Origin of the sequence: Fischerella major NIES-592, assembly GCF_001904645.1 — a bacterium.
Taxonomy (GTDB): Bacteria; Cyanobacteriota; Cyanobacteriia; order Cyanobacteriales; family Nostocaceae; genus Fischerella; species Fischerella thermalis.
Genome location: NZ_MRCA01000003.1, coordinates 311,729 through 337,390, shown reverse-complemented (window position 1 = coordinate 337,390; position 25,662 = coordinate 311,729). Strand labels below are relative to the sequence as shown.

Below are 25,662 nucleotides of genomic sequence, written 5' to 3'. Positions count from 1 at the left end.
GGATTTTGAGGAGGAATTAAAGATGTTTAACGTCATTCGTCGGAGTCAAATTGTTGGTTTAATGGCAATGGATAGTAGCACGGCCACCCGCTATGGCAGCGTGGAAGAAGTTTGGGTCGATGATAGTGGTCGAGTCGTCTACTTTGCTAGCGATGCAGGCTATACGCCCTTTGAGCAAGTGGCTATGATCGGCCCTGATGCCTTACTGACCTACTCAGAATTAGCGTTTACGCCACCGCCATCCCTACGCCGTCTCCATCAGATGGCTATCCGCACGCCCTCGTTGAGTACTCCCTTGGGTTGGGTAGAAGATTTTCTCTTTGATTGGGAAACGGGGGATATTGCGGCTTACATTTTAGGCGGTGAGATTGCAGCACCCTTTGGTGGTCGGGCAGTTTTATTTCCTGAGGACGTAGAAGCGATTGATGCAGAGGTTGTCGTTATCAAAGAGGATGCTAAAAATCGGCTCAAGAGTGAATCCGAAGGACTGAAAGGGTTTCTGAGTGAGAAATCGCAACAGGTGAAGAATCTGGTGAAGAAAATGGGCGATCGCTTGGCAAAACTCCTTTCACCCCAGGATAAACCCGAAGTTGTCCGCGTCAAAATCAAAGAAGTACGGGATGAACTAGGTCAATCGGGACGACATGACAAAAATGCCTTAGAAGAAGCCAGTGAATTTTTGCAAGATAAATGGGAGGACTTCCAGCATAGCCTCAGCTATACTGGAAAACGGATGAAACAAGCGATCGATTCGGCTTGGAAGCGATTAACTCATTCATCTTGAAGTAAGTATTATCCGCAGCAGGCTCACCGGAATGCAGAATCAAATCACTCTATCGAACGCGGCGGAATATTTTCGGGCTGCGTCGTAGGGCGACGACGGAACTGAATAAGGGAAAATTAAAACATTCTTTGTCCACAGCGATGTTCTTTCACCGTTTGGGCGAAGTGTGTGACCGTTCCTTTGAGGAGCAATGTCTACGAGCCAGTGGGTTAAATAAGCGCGATCGCAGTTTCCCGTTTTGGCACGATGACCCCAATTTTTGTCCCCGGTGCTGGACTCCTGAGACGGCGGCTGACGCTCTCTGGAGTCAAGTTAGGGCTAATTTTTGTTATCTGTGCGGTATGCAGTTGCAGACGAGTTGCACTCACTGTGGGGAGTTAGTTGTGTCACTCAAGTGGACAGCCTGATAAACAGAAGAGTCAAAATCGCTAAAACCTTGGCATAGCAATCGTTTCTAGACCCGGAGTGCAGCTTTTTACACCTATCTTGGCTTCACGTCGTATTCACAACATCCTAGCCCTTGCCCCGACGCTACCCATAGGCTCGTATGATGAAGATATAGAAAAAAGTAGCCAAATTTTAACGGCATCACATGGGCAGTATTTGGGAACTTGATTTTTACTCCCGTCCAATTTTGGACGAAAATCAGAAAAAAGTTTGGGAAGTTCTAGTGTGCGAAAGCCCTTTGGATACGCGCACAAAAGTTGATTCTTTGTTTCGTTATGCTCAGTATTGTCCCAGTACCCAAGTAAACTCCGTATGGCTGCGGACAGCTTTACAAGAGGCAATAGACAAAGCAGGAGAAGCGCCGATTAAAATTCGCTTTTTCCGTCGCCAGATGAATAATATGATTACCAAGGCATGTGGTGATATTGGTATTCCAGCACAGCCAAGCCGTCGGACTTTGGTATTGAATCAATGGTTGCAGCAGCGGATAGAACAAGTGTATCCACAAGAACCAGGGTATCAGGGTGGGGTAAATCCCTCGGTACGTTTGGAAGCACCTTTACCTCAACGCTTACCAGATGCTTTGGAATGGCAACAGTGGGGATTTGTTACTTTGCTAGGTTCGGAATTTGCGGATATGCCTGACTGGGAAATTGATTTTGGAGAAGGATTTCCCTTGGAATTAGCACAAGTTTCTCCGGAAACTAGCATTCCTGGTATTTTAATTTTCTCACCCAGAGCCTTACCTCTAGCAGGTTGGATGTCTGGGTTGGATTTAGCTTGGTTAAGATTTGACGACAGTCCACAGGGAGGAAGATTGCTTCTAGAAACAGGTGCTACAGAAAGTTGGATTTTAGCCAATCTCAAAAACCCGCAAATTTTGGCAGAAGCCAGAAACTTTGAACAAGCCAAGCAACAAGCAAACGGAGTACATTTTATCGGGGTACAGTCTGATCCCCAATCAAAATCTTTTGCAGGGTTTTGGCTGTTGTGTGAGATCAATCTGTCTTAAAGTGAATTGGGGAATAGTTAATGTTGGTGGTTGCTGGTTGGTTGTTAGTGGTTAATGGTTAGTAGTTGTAGAGACGTGCCATGGCACGTCTAGACATTAGTTAGTGGTTAGTGGTTAGTGGTTATTTTTCCACTCTTCACACTGCTTACACTCCTCATACTCCCCCTACCTGCCCACTGCCCCTAATCCCCAGAGGGGACCCCGAGTTCCCCACCTCCCACTCCTAACTCACTGCCAATACAAATGATGGTGTCTAAAAAGTTACCAAAAGATACACTAGCAGAACAGCTGCTGGAATTAGCCTTAAAATCTGGAGCAGAGACTGCTGAGGTGTATCAGTCGCGATCGCTGTCTCGCCCAGTGTTTTTTGAGGCCAACCGTCTCAAGCAGCTAGAAACTAGCCAAGCTGAAGGTACAGCGTTGAGGCTGTGGCACAATGGGCGTCCGGGACTGGCAGTAGCCTATGGGATTGTGGAACCCCAAGCTTTAGTAGAACGTGCCTTGTCTCTGAGTCGGCTAAATAAACCCGAAGCCTTGGAATTAAACAGTAACTTCCAGCCCTTTTACCCAGACTTAGGGCAAGATGTACCAGTAGAAAAGTTAGTCGAGTGGGGCAAAGAAACGATCGCCCTTATTCGTGACGTTTATCCAGAAGTTATTTGCAATGGCGACTGGGAATGTGATGTGGAAACTACTAGGCTTGTGAATACCACAGGTCTAGATTGCTACTACACCGACACTACTCTCAGTTGCTATATCTCAGCTGAATGGGTACGGGGAGATGATATTTTAAGTGTTTCTGATGGTGAAACCGAACGCGGCAACCTGCAACCGCAAAAACTTGCTCAACAAATTTTACAGCGTCTGGCTTGGGCAAAAGAAAATGTTCCACCACCATCCGGTCGTGTTCCAGTTCTATTTACTTCTAAAGCCGCTGATATGCTTTGGGGTACTGTGCAAGCTGCCTTGAATGCCAAACGTGTCTTGGAAGGGGCTTCCCCTTGGACAGAACGCATTGGTAAGTTAGTAGTTTCTTCCTCCCTTACCCTTTATCAAGATCCCCAAGCGGGACCCTACAGTTGCCCTTTTGACGATGAAGGCACTCCGACTCAGCCTATGGTGTTTATCCAAAACGGAGAATTACAAAATTTTTACTGCGATCGCGCCACTGCTAGTCAGCTTGGTACTTTTTCCACTGGTAATGGTTTTCGTCCTGGTTTGGGTAGTTACCCCACCCCTGGTTTATTTAATTTTCTCATTCAACCCGGTTCGGGATCACTCCCAGAATTGATTGAATTACTCGATGATGGCTTAATTGTGGATCAAATGTTGGGTGGTAGTGGCATTTCTGGTGATTTTTCGATCAACGTAGACTTAGGCTACCGTGTCCAAAATGGCCAGGTAATAGGACGCGTAAAGGATACGATGGTGGCAGGTAATGTTTATACTGCACTCAAACAATTAGCTAAACTAGGTAGTGATACTGATTGGAACGGTTCCTGTTATACTCCTTCTTTAATTGTGGAAGGATTATCTACAACTGGTAGAAATAATTGAATTTTTTAAGTCCAAGCGTAGACATTCATGCTAATAGTGATACATTTAAGCTTTTAGACTATCAGTCCTTTCCTGTACCAAATCCTCTGATTAGTATATCAGAATCATAATTCTTATTTATTCCTACCTTTGTGGTGCTTTCGCACAATATATATAAAGAAATGAGTGAGTAATTATTGCTTATGCGTGCAATGCTGTTAGAAGCGCCGCGTCAACCTCTGCGATTAGTTAACTTACCTGTGCCAAAACCTCATCCAGAACAGGTACTGATTCGCATTCATGCTTGTGCTGTCTGTCGTACAGATTTGCATATTGTAGATGGAGAACTCACACACCCAAAATTACCTTTAATACCCGGACATCAAATTGTGGGTATTGTAGAAGCACTAGGAGAACGAGTAGAAAAATTTCATGTGGGCGATCGCGTTGGTGTTCCTTGGTTAGGTTATACTTGCGATCGCTGTCGTTACTGTGTCTCCGGACGGGAAAATCTTTGTGATTATGCCGAATTCACAGGTTACAACTTAGATGGCGGCTATGCTGAGTATACTGTCGCCGACCACCGCTTTTGCTTTGCCATTCCCGAAGGTTATCCCGACTTGCAAGCCGCACCATTGTTATGTGGTGGGTTGATTGGCTACCGTGCCTATAGAATGACTGGTGATGCCGAAAAACTCGGTTTTTATGGTTTTGGTTCTGCTGCCCATATATTAATTCAACTGGCGCGTTATCAAGGGTGTCAAGTCTTTGCTTTTACTCGTTCTGGCGATACCCAGGGACAAGAATTTGCCCGTCAGCTGGGTGCTGTTTGGGCAGGTGGTTCTGATGAGTTACCCCCAGAACCATTAGATGCAGCAATTATTTTTGCCCCTATAGGTAAATTAGTACCTGCTGCTTTGCGTGCAGTTGCTAAAGGCGGCGTGGTAGTTTGTGCTGGTATTCACATGAGTGATATTCCCACTTTCCCCTACGAAATTCTTTGGGAAGAAAGAGTTTTGCGTTCTGTTGCTAATTTAACTCGCCAAGACGGAGAAGAATTTCTCGCCTTAGCACCTAAAGTTCCCATTCAGACAGAGGTGAATTTATTTAACTTAAGTGAAGCAAACGAGGCTTTAGACGCCCTTCGCAGTGGTAAAATCGAAGGCTCGGCTGTATTGGTAGTTGATTAGGCGGGTGTAGAAGCAGCAAAAGAACGAGTAGAAGAATTTCATGTGGGTACTTAGCTATAAATGGTTCCTGTAACTTTATATAACGGTTTTTACAAAAATACTTGTGATCATTGCTGACTATGTCATACTAATAGATGAGAGTTAATTCGGCGACAGCGTTTGTTTTTAGTATTGACGGGCTTTTTCCTTTTGGTATTTACAGACTTTTCTCCGAAACTTAAATCTCTACACCCTTATGATTTCGGAGACAATCTATGTCAGTTTATGTAGGCAATCTTTCTTATGAAGTTACAGAAGATAGTCTGAATGCAGTTTTTGCAGAATATGGTTCTGTGAAGCGGGTTCAGCTACCTACTGACCGTGAAACAGGTCGTGTACGCGGTTTTGGTTTTGTGGAAATGAGTACAGATGCAGAAGAAACCGCTGCAATTGAAGCACTTGATGGTGCTGAGTGGATGGGACGTGACCTTAAAGTTAATAAGGCTAAACCCAAAGAAGATAGAGGTTCATTTGGTGGTGGTCGCCGAAGCAACGGCGGACGTAACCGCTACTAAGCTTTATCGATTTAGCTTTTGAAGCTGACTCAATATGTAGCACATTAATTGCATTCAGTACTGGCTTAGGCAGAAATGCTTAAGCCTTTTTAATACAGAAGCTGGACTGGGCAGCGAAAATTTAAGCTTTCTCAGCCAAAACCTAATCTCTGGAGTTCTTTATGTCAGACTCAGGCACTCTCTTAGAACCTGCTGTTTTAATCACCATCATTGGTGAAACGGTGCTTAAAGACCGTATTGTTAAACTACTAAAAAGCTATAATGTAAGCGGCTACACCATTAGTCAAGTGCAGGGTGAAGGCGGTCATGGAAGACGCTTGGCAGACTTAGCAGGGTACAACACAAATATTGAAATTAAGACAATAGTTTCATTAGAAGCATCTGATGCGATCCTTTGTGCCCTAAAACAGGAACAGGGGAAGCACGCCTTAATCGCCTTTCGACACAATATAGAAGCTTTCTATTGATTAACTTTTCTTTCTACGGCAGTTTTTATAGATTATGTTGTCTTAGCAAATTTCCAATCAGATCAGATAGCTTAAGTGTCATATTCAGGGACATCACACGATAAGTTTTGCTCTAATAACAGATTGCTAGGTATATCAAGAATGGAAACTACTTCAAATATAATTCCAGAATTTGAAAAATTATTTAGACAAAAATTACAACTAAATAATTGTAAGTTGAAGAAAAAAAGGCAAGAGAATAATTATGAAATTACCACTCCTGCTAAAGACATTTTTTTGATGTACTGGTGCGAATTTCCAGAAATTAAATTGATATATCAAGCCGTAGGAATACGCACACAGCAAACTGCCGTTTATGAGCGAGCTATCCGCTCCCATATTAATTCTTGTGTAAGTAGTCTCCAAGAAAGCATCTGATAGGTCTTGTTGAGAATACCTGACCTATCTTTTTTTACCCCAAAACGGTCACACTCCTCTATTTTCTCTGCTTCAGCCGCTTTGTCACCCCGTCAGGGAGTGGGTATTATGGGAGGTGGGGGAGCCAGTGCGGTTTTGTTGGTTTCCAACAAAGAGCAACTGGCGTGGAGTGTGGGGGGTGTGAGGAGTAGGTAGTGAATAACCACCAACAAACGACAAGCAACCTACCAGCAACCTACCATTGACTATTGTCTAATTGCCTGGCTTGGTGGGAGTTGTTCTATGGTAATTAATGCTTCCATGACTGCTTTGACGATTGGTGCGGCGACAGTACCACCATATGCGTTTGCACCTTTTGGTTCATCTACTAAGGCTAATACTACATACCTGGGTGCTTCTACTGGTAATATGCCTACAAAGCTGGTGATTCTGGCACCGCTAATATAACCACCTGAACTACTAGCTTTTTGGGCTGTACCAGTTTTACCAGCAATGCGATAACCCGGAATTTGTGATGCTTTGCCACTGCCATCAGCAACAACAGTTTCCATCATTTCTACTACTTGTTGGGCGGTGATGGATGAAAAAATTTGCCGTGGTGCGGGTCTTGTTGGTGTATAGTGCATCTGATTTTTGCTATCAACCAGACCCTTAACTACATGGGGTGTGACTAATTTACCACCATTGGCTAAAGCTCCGTGCATTTGTACTAGTTGCAACGGTGTTAAGGAAAAGCCTTGACCAAAAGAAGTTGTTGCCGGTTCAATCGGTAAGGTAATAAATTTTTCTTGACTTTTGAGTTGACTGGCTACAACGAAGGGTAAATCTGTAGATACAGCTTGTCCTAGTCCCAGTTTTTCTAACCAACCGTAATAAATAGAAGGCTGTAAACGTTGGATAATTTGCACCATGCCGATGTTACTGGAATGTTGGAGAATCTGGGCAATATTAATACGTCCGTAACTTTTGTTCTCAGCATTTTTAATTGTGCGATCGCCTACTTGAATATAACCGGGGTCGTTAAAAGTATCATTGGCTGTAATGACACCATTTTCTAGAGCGATCGCTACATTCAAAGGTTTGAAGGTAGAACCGGGTTCATAGAGATCCGCTACAGTCCAGTTTTTAAACAGCGAAATATCGGCTTTGGAATACTCATTGGGATTATAGGTAGGCAAAGAAGCTAAGGCTAGTAAAGAACCATCCCAAGCATCCATAATAATCACCGCCCCACGCTTGGCACTATACTTATCCATTTGTTGTTTGAGTGCAGCACGAGCGATTCGTTGCAAGCGGCTATCAATAGTCAATTGTAGTTGTAGGTCATCAGAATGGGGAAAACCATCCGGTGCATAATCTGGCATCAAAGAACCGTTACCAGTCCGACTCAAACGTACTGCTTGGACGGAACGTTCTAATAACTTTTCCTGACTATATTCCACACCTGCCTGACCCCGACGATCAAGATTAACATACCCTACTACTTCCGCCACTAAATCTTGTTGTGGATAAAATCGAGAGTATTTTTGAATCAACTCTAAACCATTGAGGCGCAATGCAAAAATGCGATTGGCTATTTCTTCAGGCATTGCTGATGCCAGTAGAATACCACTTTTTTTATTGTCAAATTTATTCTTTAATTCAGTGACGTCCTTATCTACTATTGGGGCTAGTAATTTGGCAATTTCTTGATTAGATTTATTAAATAGTTTGGGATGAGCGTAAACAGTGTACACTGGTCGGTCTATAGCCAGTACAGTTCGATTACGGTCTATTATTTGACGACGAGGTACAAAAGGGCGCAAATTTACCATTTGTTGGTTTCGCGCTTTTTCCTTCAGCTTTGGTCCTTGTACAATTTGTAAATTATACAAATTCATACCTAGCCCCAATCCAGCAGCAACTAATACACCCCAGACTATCAAAAGCCGAGTTTTAATGTTGGGTGTTTGCGGTTGGCTATTAAAATTAAACGAGGGTAAAAACGTTCGTCTTTTTTTTTGACCCTCTCGCTTTGGTGATTCTACCTTCCGAGACTTTCTCAATCTCCTTCTACTGGGGGATTTTTGCATATTTGTTTGTTAGTGGTTAGTAGTTAGTAGTTAGTAGGGGCGAAGCATTTGTATGAGTATCTTTGCTGAAAACTAAATATCTTGGTACAAATGCACGCGGCCTACAGTGGTTAGTTGGTTACTACCCCTCACACTCCTCACACTGCCCCCACTGCCCCTAATCCCCACTCCCTTGGGGGAATGGGGACCCCGAGTTCCCCGCCTCCCCAACACCAATAACTATTGACTTTAATATCCAATTGGTGCAGAGTCTTGCTGTTGTAGTTGAAAGTTGGATTTAGAAGTTGTGGTAGATGGTAACGAGCTAGAATCCTCTGGTGCTGGAGGCAAAAAAATTGCCGATGCGGGGGATGGTGATACCAGTCCTGCTGCTGGCTTTTGTGCTTCCTGAGCCATTTTGTTTTTTAATACTTCGATAGTTGTCGTTAACTGCCGCTCATCGCGCTGTAAGGTTTGCAGTTTGCGATATGACTGACTCCAAAGTTGTTGAGAATATACTGTCCAACCATAAATTACTAGTGTTGTTGCTACCAACACAAACGCCATTATTCCTGAATGACGATGTATTACACACAAGCGTAACAACCACGTCGGAGTTGTTCCTTGTTGGTTTAAATCGGGGATAGGTGTCGAAGTGGATACTGGTATTGTGCCAGACGAGCGCCTGTATCTTCTGGAAGAAACTGGAGGAGATGAGGTTTTGTCTGCGATCATTCCCCTTGAAATGGACTGCTTGAGTGTGGCAGAATTTCTGGTTCTCAAAGAATTTCTCTGGAACCAACTACGCTTTGTAAAAACATCTGATTTGCGAGCAACAGCCATAATTTTTTGGGAAATATATCTTTGCGAGTAGGGGCTGGGGATTAGATGGACAGGGGAAGGGGGACAAGATATTTTGGATTTCAATCTAAAATCTAAAATTCTTTCCTTATTCTCGATCCTGATGTCCAATCCTCAGTAGTGAATATCGCATCTAAGTATGGCAATGCAAAATAGCAAGAGCAAGAGATTGTCTAAAATCTTGTTTTCTGGTATTGTAGTGTGTCCTATCAAAAATATATAGTTCTAGTGCTGTTATAAATTACAGCTATGTCATCTGTTTAACAATAAAACTACATGCTCTAGTGATAGTATTTAAGATAGGCCAAAGGCAAAAATCATCTTTATAAAGATATAATCTAAAAATTATTAAAATTAAGCAACAAATACGGTATCTTATTCAACAGGCCTAAAATAGTTTTTGCCGCATTTGGTGACAGAGGAGTTATGAAAATAAAAATCTTTGGTTTTGCTCTCTTACTCGGTCTAGCTGCTGCTCTTGGAGCTTGCGAAGGTGGTACTGATAATCCTAACACTACCACTACTACTCCAGGTGAACCCGCTGATACTGGCGCTACTACACCCGCAACCACTACTCCTGCTACTCCTGCTACTACTCCCTAGCTCGTAGTTTCACATTAGTTCATTAAGGGCGTTGACTTCGCTCCTCACTACATCACTACACTGATAATTCATTCTTTGCTGCCAAAAGGATGAAGGATTTGGTTGAGTAAGGCTAAGCTTTAGCTTGCATTACTCAAAATTTTTTGTTTTACTTTGCATCTTAATGAAGTTATAACAAACAAACGATCGCCCACCATAGCCAAAAATATAGTCTAAAGTAAGGAGGCGATCGCTGCTTACAAAAGTTGGTAGCACTAAACCCCTTGATTACTGAACTGAAATCTGTTGCTCTAAAGCTGGTTGGATTTCGCAAACAAGTTCGTAATAAGAGGTAGTTGGAGCGTGAGCAAACAAGTGGCTCATCTTTTTTAAGATATTTTGATAAGCTTCGCTGTAATTAGCTTCCATGTCACCGATATTTTCCCAGAAAATTATTGCGATACCTTTGTCAGTTCCTGGTTGCTGCAACAGATATGCTTTTTGGAAGCCTTTAGTATACATTGATACAGCCTGTTCATAAAGTTGCTTGGCTTCTTCAAACTTACCTGGTTTAAACTCTCCCGTCGCTACATAAACGTATTGATGTCTGAGAAAATCTTGAAAGTCTGACATTTTTTCTCCTTTGCGACATAGTAATAGGTCAATAGTCAATAGTGAAAATTCTAGACACTGGCTCTTTCAAGGTGGGTAAAAATTCTCGAAAATAAATTCCTCTATCATTTCTTTCCTCTGTGTTCTCTGAACTCTACGGTTAAAAAAATTACTTTTAAACCACAGAAGCACAGAGTTAGCAGAGAAAAAAGAGGTTTTATGAGGGCTAACTCTAGGACTTGACTATTAACTCTGGAATCCTCTGAGGGTTTTCTCTACTTGTTGCAGTTTATAGGTTTGGTGTACCTCGACTTTCCTTTTTTTATTTTTTATTTTGAATTTAATATTGATAACTGTTAAAGTTGCTGTGGTGGAGGACTAGATGCATTAATGCTGTTTTGTTGTATGTAGCTATAGACTAGTCGGGAAACTTGATTAATAAAAGACTTTGCTCTTTTATCACCAAAGGGTCTGCGAACCATAATTCCAGCTAGGTAACGCTTACCTGTGGATGTTTGAATAATACCTGCATCTCCAAGAATAATCCCAAGTGTACCAGTTTTGTGAGCTATCATCGCACCTTTACCAAGACCTGCTGGTAATAAACTTCTGTTTTCTACACGACGCATGATATCCAAAGTCTTGTAACGACTTGTATCACTTAACAATTGATTATTAGCTAGCAAAGCACCTAGTCTCACCAAGTCTTTTGCACTAGTTGTATTTGTTCCCTTAAAGTCACCCAATAAATTACGAATAACTGTATTTTGCAGTCCCCAACTCCGAAACCGCTGATTTAATTTCGCCTTACCACCCAAACGATCAATAATCATATTGGTTGCAGTATTGTCACTGATGGTAATCATCTTGGTAGCGGTTTCTAAAACACTCAGTTTAGTTCCTGGGTGTTTGTACTGCAATGTTCCCGAACCTCCAGTCATCAAGTCACGTCGCATGACCAAAGTTTCATTCAGTTTGATTCTACCTGCGTCTACTTCCTCAAACAAAGCCACTAAAATAGGAAATTTAATGGTGCTAGCAGCAGGAAATATCTTTTCTCCATTCAAATCTAGATAGTTACCTGTATCTAGATCTAGAAAGAACATCCCAGGTTGAAGATAGCTGTAGCGAGCCATTAATGCTTTAACTTGAGTATTTAACTGAGATATATCTTTACCTAAACGGATTCCTCCTACAAAGGAAGAAGCATCACCAATCTCGATAGGAAATTGTTCTTCGTTAGACTTGTTATTTGCACTTTGCTCAAATGAATTGTTAGCAGTTACACGTTCAATTGATGAAAAGTTTACTATCCAGTGAGAGGAAGAATCACCTTTTATCAGTAATTTATCCGGAGAAACTGTATAACCTGGTGCTAATTCAATTACCATTCTGGTAGTTTTAGAGTCAACCTGTCCAATCCGAATTTCTTTGATGGCTGAACCAAATTTTTGGTGAACTGTATCACGATTGAGATTAGTTCCAGGTAAATCTAGTACAAGTCTTGTGGGATTTTTAATTAAAAAAGCTCTTGGTTGAACTCCAGAATCAGTAGTTAAATGTAGTTGATGGCGCGCCTGATCAAAACTCCAAGATTGCAATCGAGCTGCTTTGATTGGAGAAGATAGCAGCACAATACTGACGACGCTAAGTAATAAAAAGCGTAATCTCATCTTCTTATTCATACTAATTTACTTGCACAGATTTTCAGATTTATCTCAGTAGATCCGGAATAAATCTCAGTATTATCCGAAAAATATATGACGAGGCTATTTCAACAATCCCCAAAAAGCTGCTTAGGTAAGTATTTGTACTGTTACACTATCTCAACACAAAAAATAGTGCAAAACTTGTTGCAAAATCAAAAAATATAGTATAATGATAAAGTTGCAAATTAAGGGCGGGTGGCGAAACTGGTAGACGCACCACACTCAAAATGTGGCGAGCTTGCGCTCATAGGAGTTCGATTCTCCTCCTGCCCACTGTCATGGTTACAGTAATAAACTATTGCTAGAGATGTTGTATTAATTGCTAGAGATGTTGTATTAGCTGTCTGCAAAGATCCCTTTTTGCAAATTTTACCCTATGGTCAGCTAGCTGTTTTTGCACCCATAGAGTGGCAAGTAATTGACATACCATTCAGAAATATTATCTGAGACTATTTCATGCTTCAGATAAGTCTACGATCCTATCTTAAAATTCTAGCTTTTTTTCCGGGTCATACCTACAAAATCCTGAATACTGCTTATGGCAGATAACAAAGGTGTACCCTTTAACATAATTATATAACTAAAGCAACATTTTACACTTATATCTTGCTGCTTAAATTTACTTAAAGTTTACTGTTTAATTTTTTACTAAATAAAGAATTAGCATAAGTAAATTTCTACGTAATAACTACATTCAGGATGTACATAACTGCTTTTAACTCTTTGACTAGTGATATTTATTACTTTATTTTTTTAACAAAACAGTGTATTTTTTAGTCTCAAAAATTTACTGATAATTTAACACTTTAGATAACAATGAATTACAATATATATAGTAGTGAAAGTTGTAACTCTAAATTATAAAAATATCGCAACTAAAACATTTGCTTTGTAATCCAAATATTGGATTTATAGCTAACTCAAAGGACAATGATTATGAGACTAAAAAGATGGGAGTCTCCGCGCCGCCAGGGCAGAAATCATAAAGGTAAAGGCGGCTCAGCAAGAAAACGACAACTGAAGAAACAGCAGCAAATGCTAAGGCATAGGCTGAAGACAGACAAAGAAACCAATCAAAATAATAATCAGGGAACGGGGGAAGAAAATTTTAGCTTCCCCCTCTTTTTTGGGCTTTTTTAGGATGATAAAAAATAAAGCTGTTAGTTTCACGCTACCAAGTGACAGTTATTTCACTAGCACACTGCTGTTAATCAAGTAGTTAAGTTTTACTTGGCAATAAAAATTACTGATTTAAAGAAATTTCCTATAACGAATATCCATAAGACAGCTAGTGTATCCACCCAATATCAAAATATTGTTGTCATTAGACAAGTAATAGTTTTTACATAAAGAATATATTTCTATTTTATTTTTATAAAAACATTAAAGCAAATATAAAGAAAGTATGAAGTTTACTAAAAAACTACTGACATGGTACGAATGTGGAGTAAGGTAGGATACAGGTGGCTTGATTAAATTATTACCAGGGAAGCAGTAATTTACTGTAAAGATAAATTGCATCTCCATGTGTTAACTGCCTACCGTTGCATAAGTGTCTAAAAGCAAAAGTTTAGTCTGAGCTTGAATTTCGGCGCATTAGCAATGGTTTTGCGGTTCTGTGATTTTATCTGTGACACAAGGAGTGGCTTATGGTAGGAAGAACTTTTCTACCTACTCAGAAAGTACTAGAGTTTCCAATTACCGCCTTACGTTTTGATGAACAAATACAGACGATACTGAGGTGGGCGATCGCGCGCGAGAGCAAGACTGTATGTGTAGCCAATGTGCATATGCTCATGGAAGCTCATTGGAATCCAGAGTTTGCTAGCATATTACAGAACGCAGACTTAGTCACTCCTGATGGAATGCCATTGGTTTGGATGATGAGGCTTCAAGGAGCGCGATACCAAAACCGTGTAGCGGGGATGGATATTTTATTAGCATCATGTCAACTGGCTCAAACACTTGGCGTAAGTGTTTTTTTTGTGGGTTCTCAAGCAGAAATTTTATCTCGGATGAGAAAAAGGCTAGAGAATGAATTCCCAAACTTGAAAGTTGCTGCAATGGAACCCTTACCGTTTCGTCCCTTAACTACTAAAGAAGACGAAGCCCTCATAGAAAAGATCAACGCTAGTGGCGCTGGTATTGTCTTTGTCTCCTTAGGATGTCCCAAACAAGAAAAGTGGATGGAGCAACACCAAGGTAAAATCCAGGCAGTGATGATTGGATTAGGTGGGGTATTTCCGGTATACGCAGGGATTCACAAAAGAGCGCCTCGTATGGTGCGGGATCTAGGTTTTGAATGGTTATATAGATGGATTCAAGAACCCCGCCGCCTTTGGAATCGCTATGTTACAACAATTCCACCCTTTTTATTGTTAGCTTTTAAGCAAATATTAATGTCAAGTTCATTTAGTACTCCATTTCATATTCGCGAACGTTACTTTGGATGGAGGGTTGAGTAAATTAAAGTCTTCTAGTTCTATTAATTAAACGCTGCTCAAACAGACTTAGTTTTGATGGAGGTGATGCAACCAAAAAGCTGAACTAACTTTTGTTGAATTCTTCCCACAAAATTATTAGCCAAACAAAAACCATCCGGAGTGGCTAAGTCTATAACAGTATCTAGATACTGGTTTCTTAACTATTACTATGGCTATCACCACTCACATAGCAGGATTGTAAAAAAACTAAGATGTCGTAATTGTCATAATTACTAATTGCTGGTAGTCTTTTATCACAAAAATTACAGCTTTAGTAACTAAGATAATTACTAAAAATTAATTAGTCTGCTAGTTTTAGTCTTGTAGAAGAGGTAGCTTAATCTACTGATCAATCAGTATGGCTAGAATAAATTTGAAAAAATTTTGTTCAGCAAGAAAATAAAGTAAACCTTAACACTAATTATGCAACACAGCCAGCACAACTTTAGACGAGATCAAGTCTCAAGCCAGACTCGAAAAGAAATTAAAAATTCGCCTAGAGAAGTGTATCGGCCCGAAAGTCGAATGAGACATCCGCTTCAGTTATTTAGGGCAATGGTATATGACTTGCTGGCATCACGAGAATTAGCTTGGAGGCTATTAGTTCGAGATATTAGCGCGAAATATCGTCAATCTTTTCTAGGAATTTTCTGGGCGATTATTCCTCCTGTCATCATGGCAGCTGGTTTTACCATTGCTAAAGGTAGCGGCGTTGTCAATCTTGGTAATACAGAATTACCTTATCCTGCTTATGTCATGTTCAGCATGACCTTATGGCAAACTTTTGTCGAAGCATTAAATGGCCCAGTACAAGCAGTAACATCTGCCAAGCCAATGCTGGCAAGAATTAACTTTCCTCGGGAAGCCCTAATTATTGCTAAGTTGGGTGAAGTATTTTTCAACTTTGGCATCAAGCTGATTCTAATTTTTGGTTTATTTCTCTGGTTTAAAATACCAATTACCTGGAGCGTTATATTAGCACCAGTTGCCTTAATCCATCTGGTGTTACTAGGAACATTTATTGGTTTGTTATTAGCACCGATGGGTGCTTTATATCAGGATTTTTCGATGGGACTGACTTTGATTTCTGGACTTTGGTTGTTTCTCACCCCAGTTGTCTATCCAGTTCCCAACAGTGGAGTATTTGGCAGCATTGTAAAGCTAAATCCCGTTACACCTTTATTAGTAACAACACGAGAATTAGCAACAACAGGTGTTATATCTAATCCTCAAGGATTTTGGATTGCAAGTCTGATCGCAATATTAGGATTGCTGCTGGCTTGGATTATCTATCGTTTAGCAATGCCCTTTGTAGTTGAGAGGATTAGTTCGTAATCATGATCAGCATCAATGAACAAGATATGACAGCAAAGCCGCAAGATAGTGAGAGTGATATTGTCCTTTCAGTGAATGGAGTTTCCAAAAAGTTTTGTCGGGATTTGAAACGGTCTTTGTTCTATGGTGTTCAAGATATCACCTCTGAACTATTCGGACTACGAGAAAAGAGCGATAAATTACGCCCCAAAGAATTTTGGGCGCTGAACAATGTCAGTTTTCAATTGCGACGAGGAGAAGCACTAGGTTTAGTTGGAAAAAACGGCAGTGGAAAATCAACCCTGCTGCGAATTATCGCAGGTTTAATTAAACCAGATACTGGATTTGTAGAAGTTTACGGTCGCGTCGCACCATTAATTGCACTAGGAGCAGGATTTAATCCAATCTTGACAGGGCGGGAAAATATTTATGCCAATATGTCGATTTTGGGTTTGTCTAAAAAGGAAATTGATGAGCGATTTGATCAAGTTGTAGAGTTTGCCGAAATTGGAGATGCGATTGATGCACCAGTACAAAGTTACAGTTCTGGAATGGCTGCAAGGTTAGGATTTGCCAGCGCCATTCACACTAATCCAGATATTCTTCTGATTGATGAAGTTCTAGCTGTAGGAGACATAAGGTTTAGGGCTAAGTGCCATCGAAGACTGCAAGAACTGCGTCAGAAGGGAACTTCTTTTATATTAGTTAGCCACCAACCTCAATCAATCTTAAATGTGTGTAATCACGCTATTTATCTATTGCAAGGTCAGTTGATTGAGTCAGGTGATCCAGTTTCTATCATGAATCGATATGAAGAAGATTTATTTGTTCAAGGGAAACTTCAGAAAGGAGGAGCAATATTTTTAAAAGAAAAACCTAAACATGAAAGCTTAGGTGTCGATATTAATGCTATCTTTTTTAGAGATTGCCAAGGAAATATAATTGAAAATCCTATCACTGGCGAACCAGCTAGTTTATCCATAATATATAAAGCATCTCAAGATAGAGAAGTTGATAAAGTTTACCTAAGTTTTGCTATCCAGGAAATAGGAAAAGAAGATGTTGTCTTAAGGTTGAGCAGTTTTGATGATGAGCAAACACTAGAAATATTGCCTGGAGAAAATGAATTACAAGTTCATATGCCTTATGTTGGTCTAAGACCAGGCTTATACACCATGCAAATTTATATTAAAAAAGATTCACTTTATACTTTAGATTATTATGAATCTTTTCAGTTTTCCGTCAAGACAAAAACAACTATGACTAAATGCTTATTTTATCAGCCACGGGTATGGAAGTCTGTTGAAAAACAAAGCACAGTAAACATAAATAGTTAAACAATAACTTAATAAAAAATCCTTGAGATAAACCCAAACTACTACATGTAGCTGAATAATCTTCAAAGTGGTGATCCATAATGGCAGTTCGTAGTGAAAATTCTGAGGTAGCAAAACTCTTCAAAACTGTTGTCGACAACGGCTACTGTATTGGCTGTGGCGCATGTGCTTCGATTAATGGTTCACCAATTCAGATGAGGTTAAATAAATATGGTCAGTTTCAGGCTACTGTAAATTTATCTGCTGAGCAATCAGCTTTAAACACTTCAGTACAAGCTATTTGCCCATTCTCTAATGAGAGCCTAAACGAAGACCAAATTAGTCAGGAATTATTCAGTAATAATTGTGAATACCATCAAAAGATTGGCTATCATCTAGCAACCTATGCAGGTTACGTTAGTGAAGATGATTTCCGCGATCGCGGTAGTTCTGGTGGTATGGGTACCTGGATTGCTAGCAACCTTTTGAAAGAAGGATTAGTTGATGGGGTTCTTCATGTTCACCAACGTCAACCTTCTGAGACAGACCCCAGATTATTCCAATATCAGTTATCTACAACATTAGAACAGGTACGTCATGGCTCTAAGTCTCGCTATTACCCAGTTGAAATGTCCGAAATTATACAGATAATTCGTGACAGACCTGGACGTTATGTGTTAGTTGGTATTCCATGTTTTATCAAAGCAGTTCGTCTGCTGATGAAGGAAGATCCTCTACTAGGTGAACGGATTCGGTTCTGTATTGGACTGATCTGCGGACACCTTAAGAGTATACGTTTTGCAGAAATGTTTGCTTGGCAATGCGGTGTTGAACCCGGAAAACTTCTAGCAATTGACTTTCGTAAAAAGCTACCTGATGCAGATGCTAACAAATATGGCGTAGAAGTAGTTGGACTGGAAAATGGCAAACTTGTTACACGCACTAGTCCAGTTCAAGACATGTACGGTTACGATTGGGGATTAGGGTTTTTCAAATACAAAGCTTGTGACTACTGCGATGACGTAGTTGCTGAAACTGCGGATGTAACTGTCGGTGATGCTTGGTTACCTCAATATATTAAAGACAGTCAGGGTACGAATGTAATTATTGTTCGTCACCCAATTATTCATAATATGCTTGAACGAGCGATCGCAGCAGGCAATTTGAAACTTGATCTAATTGATGCAGAAGAAGTCGTCCGATCACAAAAATCAGGATTCGCACATCGACATGATGGACTAGCATACCGTCTTTACTTAGCAGATACTAAGGGTAAATGGCGTCCTAAAAAGCGCATACAGCCGAGTAAAAGAAATATAGAACGCAACTTTCAAAAGCGATATCTAATGCGGATGTTGCTGGCAAAAGAAAGCCATGACGCCTTCAAAAAAGCAGTCGAAGTTGGTCAGTTTTCAGTTTTCGTTGAAATCATGGAGCCTTTAGTTAGGCAATATCGAGCATTGTCTCAGCCTCCAACATGGAAGCAATTCATGTGGCAATTCAAAGGATTTGTAAAGCATTTATTGAATGCATTTATTTGAAAACATCTCTCAGTAATTTCTCCCTATATAGCGACATTAGGCTTATATGAAAGTAGTCATCACAGGAATATTTGGTTTACGAAATCGAGGGGTTGAAGCATTAGTAGTGCCTACCATCGAACAATTGCATCAGCGTCATCCTCACCTTCCCATTAGTGTTCTTACTAGAACACCAGACTATGATGAGATGCGGCTACAGCATTACGGTGCTAAATTAATTGACCGCACACTTTCCCATAGCACTCCTTTTCGGACTCGCCTTAAAAGACTAGGTGCCAAGCTACCTTTTTATCAGCCCAAAGAAACACCTGCTGTACAAGCACTCCGTGAAGCATCAGTTGTTATTGCTTCTGGTGGTGATATATTTAGTTCCGATTATGGCGGACTTTATCAACATTTAAAGCCATTAGAAATAGCGTTAGATGCAAAAGTACCTATAGTATTTCTAGCTCAATCAATAGGGCCTTTCAAAACAGATCAAGAAGCCCAAGCATGGTTAAAAGTTGCTCGTCACTCAAAACTGATTACAGTTAGGGAGAAAATTTCCTACAGTTATCTAACAGAAAAACTCGGTCTTTCAACAAACTTAGTTAAACATACTGCTGATCCAGCATTTTTGCTGCAACCATCTTCTCCAACGGCTGTAGCTAACATGTTCAGTTCCTACTGCATCAAAAAAGACCAACCAGTAATAGCACTCTCCATCAGTCAAGGGATCACTACATTTTCTGGTTGCGATGCTGATAAACATCTCAAAGCTTGGCATCAGGTCATTAAATTACTCATTGATGAGTTGAATGCACAAGTTCTCCTCATTCCTCATGTCCAAGAGAATTATGTCACAAATGATGACCGGATTGCTGCCACCAAGCTTCTCAGGAGTCTTGATTTTGACCCACGTGTTCGCTTAGCTGGTGCAGACCACTCTGCTTCAGAATTCAAAGGGCTAATAGGTGCCTGCGATATGGTTATTGCTGAGCGTATGCACGCTGCAATAGCAGGACTGTCTAGTGGTGTTTGCACTGTTGCAGTCGGGTATTCAATTAAGGCTGAAGGGATTATGACCAATTTATTAGGAACTGAATCTGCTCATAACGGTTTACTCATCCCAATCCATCAATTTCTCGATACTGATAAAGCTTGTGTAGCTATTCGTAATGCCTGGACAAGACGCCAAGAGGTGGCAAGTCAACTCAAAGAGGTGTTGCCAAAGATAAAGCAGGATTCAGCAAGTAACTTCGATATGATTGCAAAGCTATTAGATAATTTTTGAAAATTGCTGAACCAATGTATCAATTAGCAAATAATAAATGTCTTTTGCCTCGCCTACATCATAACTAGCTAGATTAGTCATCATAAAAATTATGGCAATTATTCAGATTAAGCACAAATATGGAGGACGGGAAACTTATGCAAATATCGGTCATTATTCCTGTATATAATGCGGAAAAATATGTTAGACAAGCTGTAGAATCTGCATTATCTCAACCAGAGGTTGGAGAGGTAATCTTGATAGAAGATGCTTCTTCAGATAAATCTTTCAAGGTATGCCAAGAATTAGCTAATGAATATTCTCTAGTTAAATTATTTTGTCATAGTGATCAAAAAAATCATGGTGCAAGCGCAAGTAGAAACGTAGGAATCCAAAAAGCTAATTGCGATTATATTGCATTTTTAGATGCTGATGATTTTTACTTACCAGGACGTTTTGAATCAGCATGTGAGCAATTAACCAAATATCCTGAAATAGATGGCGTATATGAAGCAGTTGGAACTTATTTTGAAGATGAAAATAGTAAGAATACATGGATTTCTATTGGTCGTGGTGACAATAAACTAACTACTATTAGTGAAACAATTAATCCCGAATTATTATTTGAAACTTTACTCCTCAATAAGGAAGTTGGTTGGTTCCATGCTAATGGATTACTGGTTCGCAAAACGATTTTTAATTTAACAGGTTATTTCGATGAGAATCTGGAATTTAGCGAAGATATTGTGATGTGGTTCAAAATGGCGGCTGTTGGTAAATTGCTTCCTGGAAGTTTAGATGTACCAGTTGCCATGAGGAGAGTGCATAGTCATAATCATGTGACAAGATTTCATGAGAAATTAGTCTACTACAGTAATTTACCCCGCTGGGAAACATTATTCATATGGGGCTATAAGAACAGATTAGAACCAAGAAAGTTAGCTTTACTTTTTAGTCAATATGCTGACAGTCTCACAAATCAATCTTTAGGGGGAAAAACTGATTTAATACACAAAATTTTTTATAAATTACATAAATTTATTGTAATGATGTTGTTAATCATCAAATATCCAAAACTAATTAAATTAGCTCGGTATTTTTACAGTTTTACAGAAAGAAATTTAATTAAGAAATCGATGAAGCTATTATGGAATTGATAGATACGAATAATTTTTCGCAAGAACCCCTTGTAAGTGTGGTTATACCAACTTACAATCGCGCAGATTTAATTAAGCACACTTTAAATAGCGCTATCAGGCAATCCTACAAAAATTTAGAGATTATTATCATTGATGATGGCTCCGTAGACAACACCGAAGAAGTTGTAAAAGCTATTGATGATTCTAGGATTCGATATATTCGTCTCCCAAACAATAGTGGAGGCTCGGTTGCCCGCAATACTGGTATTGAAAATGCTAGAGGAGAGTATATTGCATTTTTGGATTCAGATGACCTCTGGATACCTGAAAAAATAGAATTGCAACTGGCTTCAATTCAGAAACATCCTAATCCTCAAAAAGTAGTTTGTCATACTCAAATAGTGTTTAGTTTCACAAGAGTGTCTAGCTATGATCAACTTGCAATTAACACTGAAACTTTACATATAGTTCCAGAAAAAGGTAAGGGTGAAGTAGAAACTGTAGCAGACTATCTATTTTGCCATCATGGGGAACTTCACACAAGCTCTTTGATGATGCACCGATCGCTTGCTTTAGCAGCTCGTTTTCGTCCAGGTTTAAAAAGACACCAAGACTGGGATTTCTGCTTCAGACTTGAAGCTCAAGGAGCAATTTTTACCTTCATCAAAAAACCTTTAGTAATTTGGAATGCCGATCCACGCAAAGATCGCATATCGAGAATGCCTGATTATCAAATATCAGTAAACTGGATTCGTGAGTATAAGTCCTCGATATCATCCAGAGCAAATACAGGTTTTATGCTCACACAAGTACTCCCTTTGTTAATTGAAAGAGGAGAAAAGTTGTATGCACAGAAAATAATATTAAATGCGTTAATTTATAGATTAATATCCCTAAAGGATTTCAAAAAATTAACATTTTCTGCTTGGAGAATTTGGGGTATGCGAAAACGAGTAAGACTGATGCTCAAAAATATATTTTTTGTGCTAGCTAAATAAATTTCAATAGTAATTATTCTGGATATATGAAAGTAGCTATTATTAGCAAATCTGATAGAAAAGGGGGTGGGGCAAGCAGAGTTGCTGAGGATCTCGCTATTTGGTTAAATGATGCAGGGCATCCAACCGATCATTTTATTGCCTTTAATTTCAAAGAACCTCTTTCATTTCAATACAGCCTTTACGGAGAAGGTCTTAAATTCAGATTATGTAAAACTGTTCATAGAAAAACGAATAAATATGGTTTTCGAGAGTTACTGCCTGTTGAATACTGGGTTAAGGTCAACGCAATTCTCAATGATTACGATATAGTCCATTTTCATGATTTATATACTGCTATATCTCCAGTAACTTTAGCTCTAGCTTCTCGACGCAAACCGACATTTTTCACAGTACATGATTGTTCTGCTTTTACTGGCGGTTGTCTTTATCCAATGGGGTGTGAAAAGTTTGTTAGCTATTGTCACAAGTGCCCCCAATTGTCTCAAGATGGATGGAAAAATCAGCTACGCGATCGCACACGAGAAGTTCAAGCAATTAAAAGATGGGTTGCTGAAAAATTTAATATTCGCTATATATTTCCCAGCCACTGGATGCTTCAGGAGGCTCAAAAAGCTCTCAAATTTCAATCTTTGCCTGTGGTCATCCCTAATGGTCTGGATTTAAGTTTTTTCCCGATAGTGAAAAAAGTAGAAGCAAAAATTAGTTTAGGTATTCCAGAAAATCGCCGAGTAGTTGCAATTTCTGCCCATGTTCTTGACGATCCTCGTAAAGGTGTGAAGTATGCGATCGCAGCACTTCAAAGTATAAGTGATTTATCTCCATTTGTAATAGTTGTCGGACTTTGTAACGATGAGTTAAAGCACTCACTTAAGGGACTTGAATACAAAGAGATGGGTTATATTTCCGACCCTCACTTATTAGCAAAAGCCTACTCAGCAGCAGACGTTATGCTTTTTTGTACCCTTGCTGATAACCTACCACTTACTGTTCTAGAAGCAATGGCTGCATCTACTCCAGTTGTTGGTTTTTCTACAGGAGGTGTACCAGAGATCATCCAAAATGGACACAACGGTATTTTGGTTGAACCTACTAACCAACAAGCCCTAAATCAAGCCTTGCGCCAAGTATTATCAGCTTCTGATTTGGAAGCAATCGGTCAGCAAGCAAGAAGAGATATTGAAAATAAATTTTCAAGAACCGTTTTTCTAGAAAAGCATCTACAACTCTATCAGAATTCTGAGGATTTATTGTCATTGAGCAATAGTCCGTTGTATCAACAAAGCCTGAAATAAATCCACAAGTCAAGCCTTGTATTTTTTGTTGAATCCTTTAGCAGCATTGGTGAGACTCTGATGAAAAAGATTGTTTACTCCTTTGACGTGTTTGATACATCCATAACCAGAATTTGGGCAAAACCAACAGACCTATTCTGGGAATTAGGTGATCAACTCCGACAAGAAAATTTAATTCAAATTTCACCTGAATCTTGGTCTCACCTGAGAATGGAGGCTGAAAGAATTGTCAGAGAAACAGGGCCTGTTTATGAAGTCAAACTAGACGAAATATATGAACACATCGCTCGTTCCTTAAATTGGTCAACCGCTGAAGTTGAAAGAGCAAAACAAAAAGAAATAGAAATAGAGCTATTGAGCTTGCGTCCAGTACCCGCCATCCAAAAGCGCATTCAGTCGCTCTATCAAGCAAATGAACGAGTAATTTATATTTCGGATATGTATCTGCCGGAAGAAGTTATTCGGAATTTTTTGAAAGAAAACAAAGTGTGGACTCCAGGCAGTACTTTATACGTTTCATCAGAAACAAGAATTAATAAAGGCAGTGGTGAGTTATTTAAATACTGTTTAGCACAAGAAGCAGTCAAGCGATCGCAACTGAAACATGTCGGAGATAATCAGAGAGCAGATGTAAAAGTTCCCAAAAAACTTGGTATTGCAGTTGAATATTTTACTCAAGCTCACCTGAATCGCTACGAGCAACTAATCACACAAGCAACTCAATTTCCTTTAAAGTTTAGATCCCTACTCGCTGGTGCAAGTAGGCTGACTCGTTTGCAGTCTCAAGAAACAACTCCTCATAAAAAAGTTATTTGGGAGACAACAGCAAGTGCGATCGCTCCAATGTTGTTTGGTTTCGTTTACTGGTGCTTAGTCGAAGCGCAAAAAAGAGGAATTCAAAGACTATATTTTGCCGCCAGAGATGGGCAGATATTACATAAAATCGCTCAGGTGATCTGCCAAAATTGGGGATTTACCATCGATTGTCGCTACTTATATGGTTCTCGTCAAGCATGGCATATGCCTGCTACTCGAGGTATTAGTGAATCCGAATTTGATTGGATTTTGCTTCAGACTGAGGTCCTCACTCAGTTTACATCAATTCGTTCTGTCTGCGATCGGGTTCATATATTACCAGAACAAATTCAAGATGTACTCAGCCGCTATGGTTTCCCAGCCAAAAAATGGGATGTTAATCTTCAGCAGCACGAACGTAAATTATTGAAGCAGATTTTTACTGAGAAAAAAGTTACTGAACTGATCATCGCCAATGCTGCTTACTACCGTGAGAAAGCTATTGGCTATTTTCATCAAGAAGGTATAGGTGATGGAGTTCCTTTTGCCTTAGTAGATGTTGGTTGGAGTGGAAAAACACAATCATCTTTTAGTAATTTATTGAACATTGCTGGTATTTATCCAGAATCTGGTGTTTATGGTTTTTACTTTGCATTAGAAAACCGGGTTAAACCATTTAAGGATGATAAATTATTTGCTTATTTTTATGATGTAGAGGAAAAACGTAGCGATCGCTATTTTCTCTGCAAGTATAGATGCTTGTTTGAACTTTTCATGTCAGCAGATCATGGCAGCACTAAGTGCTACGATTCACATGATCACAAATATATTCCAGTTCTGCGCCGGCAAAAAAACGAAGAAGCAATTGCTTGGGGGTTATACGTCTTACAAAATGCTGCGGTTGAATTTGCAAAGCAATTCACCACTAATCTGAACGCGCAAGAATGTACAACTAATCATTTAGTTGAAGCAACTGAAATTTTATCACGAGAATTTGTCTTATATCCTTCGTACCAGGAAGCAAAAGTATTTGGATCCTTCCTGATATCTGGGGATATAACTGAAAATTCTTTCTATGAACTAGCACCAATTTACAGTTTAGTTGATTGGTGGCGGCTGCTGGTTTCGAGCAGACATCCACATGTAGATGCTTGGTTTCCTGCTTCAGTTGCTAGAGCTAATCCGATTATGGGAAGTGTATTTGGAGTAAAAATGGTGAATAAAATTCGCCAAATTAGGAGGAAATTTATCAAGCAAAAAGTGACTCATGCAACTGCAAAAGTCAGCCAGCCTACTTAATTTCAGCC

General features: G+C 39.8%; 24 protein-coding genes and 1 tRNA gene. 21 read left to right on the top strand and 4 right to left on the bottom strand.

What is annotated here, in order from left to right:
* Positions 1–22: 22 nt before the first annotated feature.
* The 8 genes from NIES592_RS08800 (at position 23) to NIES592_RS08770 (ending at position 6,407) form a co-directional block, all read left to right on the top strand.
* A complete protein-coding gene (locus NIES592_RS08800; protein WP_016870258.1) occupies positions 23–784 on the top strand; it encodes a PRC-barrel domain-containing protein in 762 nt (253 codons plus the stop codon).
* 38 nt (positions 785–822) lie between these two features.
* Complete coding sequence (locus tag NIES592_RS26240) at positions 823–1,191, top strand: double zinc ribbon domain-containing protein (protein ID WP_371915098.1); 369 nt, start codon at positions 823–825, stop codon at positions 1,189–1,191.
* Positions 1,192–1,376: 185 nt separating this feature from the next.
* Entirely contained in the window at positions 1,377–2,243 is an 867-nt protein-coding gene (locus NIES592_RS08795) for a Tab2/Atab2 family RNA-binding protein (protein ID WP_062245818.1), read from the top strand.
* Positions 2,244–2,489: 246 nt separating this feature from the next.
* On the top strand, positions 2,490–3,800 hold the full coding sequence (locus NIES592_RS08790) for a TldD/PmbA family protein (RefSeq protein ID WP_073555517.1): 1,311 nt from the start codon (positions 2,490–2,492) through the stop codon (positions 3,798–3,800).
* A gap of 182 nt (positions 3,801–3,982) precedes the next feature.
* A complete protein-coding gene (locus tag NIES592_RS08785; RefSeq protein WP_073555516.1) occupies positions 3,983–4,969 on the top strand; it encodes a zinc-dependent alcohol dehydrogenase family protein in 987 nt (328 codons plus the stop codon).
* Between the two features lie 254 nt (positions 4,970–5,223).
* Positions 5,224–5,523 (top strand): RNA recognition motif domain-containing protein, encoded by a 300-nt coding sequence (locus NIES592_RS08780; RefSeq protein WP_062245824.1) that lies wholly within the window; start codon positions 5,224–5,226, stop codon positions 5,521–5,523.
* A gap of 161 nt (positions 5,524–5,684) precedes the next feature.
* A complete protein-coding gene (locus tag NIES592_RS08775; RefSeq protein ID WP_073555515.1) occupies positions 5,685–5,990 on the top strand; it encodes a P-II family nitrogen regulator in 306 nt (101 codons plus the stop codon).
* 141 nt (positions 5,991–6,131) lie between these two features.
* Complete coding sequence (locus NIES592_RS08770) at positions 6,132–6,407, top strand: hypothetical protein (RefSeq protein WP_062245826.1); 276 nt, start codon at positions 6,132–6,134, stop codon at positions 6,405–6,407.
* A 245-nt stretch (positions 6,408–6,652) separates the two neighbouring features.
* Here NIES592_RS08770 and NIES592_RS08765 read toward each other — a convergent pair whose 3' ends face one another.
* On the bottom strand, positions 6,653–8,479 hold the full coding sequence (locus tag NIES592_RS08765; protein ID WP_062245828.1) for a peptidoglycan D,D-transpeptidase FtsI family protein: 1,827 nt from the start codon (positions 8,477–8,479) through the stop codon (positions 6,653–6,655).
* 228 nt (positions 8,480–8,707) lie between these two features.
* Complete coding sequence (locus tag NIES592_RS26235) at positions 8,708–9,025, bottom strand: hypothetical protein (RefSeq protein WP_306417336.1); 318 nt, start codon at positions 9,023–9,025, stop codon at positions 8,708–8,710.
* An 88-nt stretch (positions 9,026–9,113) separates the two neighbouring features.
* On the opposite strand from NIES592_RS26235, the gene NIES592_RS26230 reads away from it, so the two are divergent.
* On the top strand, positions 9,114–9,332 hold the full coding sequence (locus tag NIES592_RS26230) for a hypothetical protein (protein ID WP_371915097.1): 219 nt from the start codon (positions 9,114–9,116) through the stop codon (positions 9,330–9,332).
* A 413-nt stretch (positions 9,333–9,745) separates the two neighbouring features.
* Positions 9,746–9,922, top strand: coding sequence for a hypothetical protein (locus tag NIES592_RS25025; RefSeq protein ID WP_178379507.1), 177 nt, complete (start codon positions 9,746–9,748; stop codon positions 9,920–9,922).
* 267 nt (positions 9,923–10,189) lie between these two features.
* On the opposite strand, the gene NIES592_RS08755 is transcribed toward NIES592_RS25025, so the two are convergent.
* Both NIES592_RS08755 and NIES592_RS08750 read right to left on the bottom strand, forming a co-directional pair.
* Positions 10,190–10,534, bottom strand: coding sequence for a hypothetical protein (locus tag NIES592_RS08755; protein ID WP_062245831.1), 345 nt, complete (start codon positions 10,532–10,534; stop codon positions 10,190–10,192).
* A gap of 335 nt (positions 10,535–10,869) precedes the next feature.
* A complete protein-coding gene (locus NIES592_RS08750) occupies positions 10,870–12,186 on the bottom strand; it encodes a serine hydrolase (RefSeq protein ID WP_073555513.1) in 1,317 nt (438 codons plus the stop codon).
* 225 nt (positions 12,187–12,411) lie between these two features.
* Here NIES592_RS08750 and NIES592_RS08745 point away from each other — a divergent pair.
* From NIES592_RS08745 to NIES592_RS08695, 11 genes are all read left to right on the top strand, one after another.
* Positions 12,412–12,495, top strand: a tRNA-Leu gene (locus NIES592_RS08745).
* 663 nt (positions 12,496–13,158) lie between these two features.
* Positions 13,159–13,362 carry a hypothetical protein gene (locus tag NIES592_RS25780; RefSeq protein WP_009456450.1) on the top strand — a complete coding sequence of 68 codons (204 nt, stop codon included), beginning with the start codon at positions 13,159–13,161 and terminating at the stop codon, positions 13,360–13,362.
* 509 nt (positions 13,363–13,871) lie between these two features.
* Positions 13,872–14,687 (top strand): WecB/TagA/CpsF family glycosyltransferase, encoded by an 816-nt coding sequence (locus NIES592_RS08735; RefSeq protein ID WP_062245834.1) that lies wholly within the window; start codon positions 13,872–13,874, stop codon positions 14,685–14,687.
* A 573-nt stretch (positions 14,688–15,260) separates the two neighbouring features.
* Entirely contained in the window at positions 15,261–16,040 is a 780-nt protein-coding gene (locus NIES592_RS08730; RefSeq protein WP_082720533.1) for an ABC transporter permease, read from the top strand.
* 2 nt (positions 16,041–16,042) lie between these two features.
* Entirely contained in the window at positions 16,043–17,356 is a 1,314-nt protein-coding gene (locus NIES592_RS08725; RefSeq protein WP_073555512.1) for an ABC transporter ATP-binding protein, read from the top strand.
* A gap of 80 nt (positions 17,357–17,436) precedes the next feature.
* Positions 17,437–18,876: a Coenzyme F420 hydrogenase/dehydrogenase, beta subunit C-terminal domain gene (locus tag NIES592_RS08720; RefSeq protein WP_073555511.1), complete on the top strand. Its 1,440-nt coding sequence runs from the start codon at positions 17,437–17,439 to the stop codon at positions 18,874–18,876.
* Between the two features lie 46 nt (positions 18,877–18,922).
* Positions 18,923–20,149: a polysaccharide pyruvyl transferase family protein gene (locus NIES592_RS08715; RefSeq protein WP_016869248.1), complete on the top strand. Its 1,227-nt coding sequence runs from the start codon at positions 18,923–18,925 to the stop codon at positions 20,147–20,149.
* A gap of 137 nt (positions 20,150–20,286) precedes the next feature.
* Positions 20,287–21,285: a glycosyltransferase gene (locus tag NIES592_RS08710; RefSeq protein ID WP_073555510.1), complete on the top strand. Its 999-nt coding sequence runs from the start codon at positions 20,287–20,289 to the stop codon at positions 21,283–21,285.
* Positions 21,276–22,265, top strand: coding sequence for a glycosyltransferase family 2 protein (locus NIES592_RS08705; RefSeq protein ID WP_073555509.1), 990 nt, complete (start codon positions 21,276–21,278; stop codon positions 22,263–22,265). Before NIES592_RS08710 ends, NIES592_RS08705 begins: the two co-directional genes overlap by 10 nt.
* 26 nt (positions 22,266–22,291) lie before the next feature.
* Positions 22,292–23,560: a glycosyltransferase gene (locus NIES592_RS08700; RefSeq protein ID WP_073555508.1), complete on the top strand. Its 1,269-nt coding sequence runs from the start codon at positions 22,292–22,294 to the stop codon at positions 23,558–23,560.
* 60 nt (positions 23,561–23,620) lie between these two features.
* Positions 23,621–25,654 (top strand): HAD family hydrolase, encoded by a 2,034-nt coding sequence (locus tag NIES592_RS08695; protein WP_073555507.1) that lies wholly within the window; start codon positions 23,621–23,623, stop codon positions 25,652–25,654.
* Positions 25,655–25,662 lie beyond the last annotated feature (8 nt).

What these genes read in the sequence shown, in the direction of transcription:
- NIES592_RS08695 (WP_073555507.1), top strand. Translation starts at nt 23,621, where the DNA reads ATGAAAAAGATTGTTTACTCCTTTGACGTGTTTGATACATCCATAACC.
- NIES592_RS25780 (WP_009456450.1), top strand. Translation starts at nt 13,159, where the DNA reads ATGAGACTAAAAAGATGGGAGTCTCCGCGCCGCCAGGGCAGAAATCAT.
- NIES592_RS08755 (WP_062245831.1), bottom strand. Translation starts at nt 10,534, where the DNA reads ATGTCAGACTTTCAAGATTTTCTCAGACATCAATACGTTTATGTAGCG.
- NIES592_RS08700 (WP_073555508.1), top strand. Translation starts at nt 22,292, where the DNA reads ATGAAAGTAGCTATTATTAGCAAATCTGATAGAAAAGGGGGTGGGGCA.
- NIES592_RS08710 (WP_073555510.1), top strand. Translation starts at nt 20,287, where the DNA reads ATGCAAATATCGGTCATTATTCCTGTATATAATGCGGAAAAATATGTT.
- NIES592_RS26235 (WP_306417336.1), bottom strand. Translation starts at nt 9,025, where the DNA reads ATGGCGTTTGTGTTGGTAGCAACAACACTAGTAATTTATGGTTGGACA.
- NIES592_RS08770 (WP_062245826.1), top strand. Translation starts at nt 6,132, where the DNA reads ATGGAAACTACTTCAAATATAATTCCAGAATTTGAAAAATTATTTAGA.
- NIES592_RS08750 (WP_073555513.1), bottom strand. Translation starts at nt 12,186, where the DNA reads ATGAGATTACGCTTTTTATTACTTAGCGTCGTCAGTATTGTGCTGCTA.
- NIES592_RS08765 (WP_062245828.1), bottom strand. Translation starts at nt 8,479, where the DNA reads ATGCAAAAATCCCCCAGTAGAAGGAGATTGAGAAAGTCTCGGAAGGTA.
- NIES592_RS08705 (WP_073555509.1), top strand. Translation starts at nt 21,276, where the DNA reads ATGGAATTGATAGATACGAATAATTTTTCGCAAGAACCCCTTGTAAGT.
- NIES592_RS08720 (WP_073555511.1), top strand. Translation starts at nt 17,437, where the DNA reads ATGGCAGTTCGTAGTGAAAATTCTGAGGTAGCAAAACTCTTCAAAACT.
- NIES592_RS08775 (WP_073555515.1), top strand. Translation starts at nt 5,685, where the DNA reads ATGTCAGACTCAGGCACTCTCTTAGAACCTGCTGTTTTAATCACCATC.
- NIES592_RS08795 (WP_062245818.1), top strand. Translation starts at nt 1,377, where the DNA reads ATGGGCAGTATTTGGGAACTTGATTTTTACTCCCGTCCAATTTTGGAC.
- NIES592_RS08800 (WP_016870258.1), top strand. Translation starts at nt 23, where the DNA reads ATGTTTAACGTCATTCGTCGGAGTCAAATTGTTGGTTTAATGGCAATG.
- NIES592_RS08735 (WP_062245834.1), top strand. Translation starts at nt 13,872, where the DNA reads ATGGTAGGAAGAACTTTTCTACCTACTCAGAAAGTACTAGAGTTTCCA.
- NIES592_RS08715 (WP_016869248.1), top strand. Translation starts at nt 18,923, where the DNA reads ATGAAAGTAGTCATCACAGGAATATTTGGTTTACGAAATCGAGGGGTT.
- NIES592_RS08725 (WP_073555512.1), top strand. Translation starts at nt 16,043, where the DNA reads ATGATCAGCATCAATGAACAAGATATGACAGCAAAGCCGCAAGATAGT.
- NIES592_RS25025 (WP_178379507.1), top strand. Translation starts at nt 9,746, where the DNA reads ATGAAAATAAAAATCTTTGGTTTTGCTCTCTTACTCGGTCTAGCTGCT.
- NIES592_RS08785 (WP_073555516.1), top strand. Translation starts at nt 3,983, where the DNA reads ATGCGTGCAATGCTGTTAGAAGCGCCGCGTCAACCTCTGCGATTAGTT.
- NIES592_RS08730 (WP_082720533.1), top strand. Translation starts at nt 15,261, where the DNA reads ATGGTATATGACTTGCTGGCATCACGAGAATTAGCTTGGAGGCTATTA.
- NIES592_RS08780 (WP_062245824.1), top strand. Translation starts at nt 5,224, where the DNA reads ATGTCAGTTTATGTAGGCAATCTTTCTTATGAAGTTACAGAAGATAGT.
- NIES592_RS08790 (WP_073555517.1), top strand. Translation starts at nt 2,490, where the DNA reads ATGGTGTCTAAAAAGTTACCAAAAGATACACTAGCAGAACAGCTGCTG.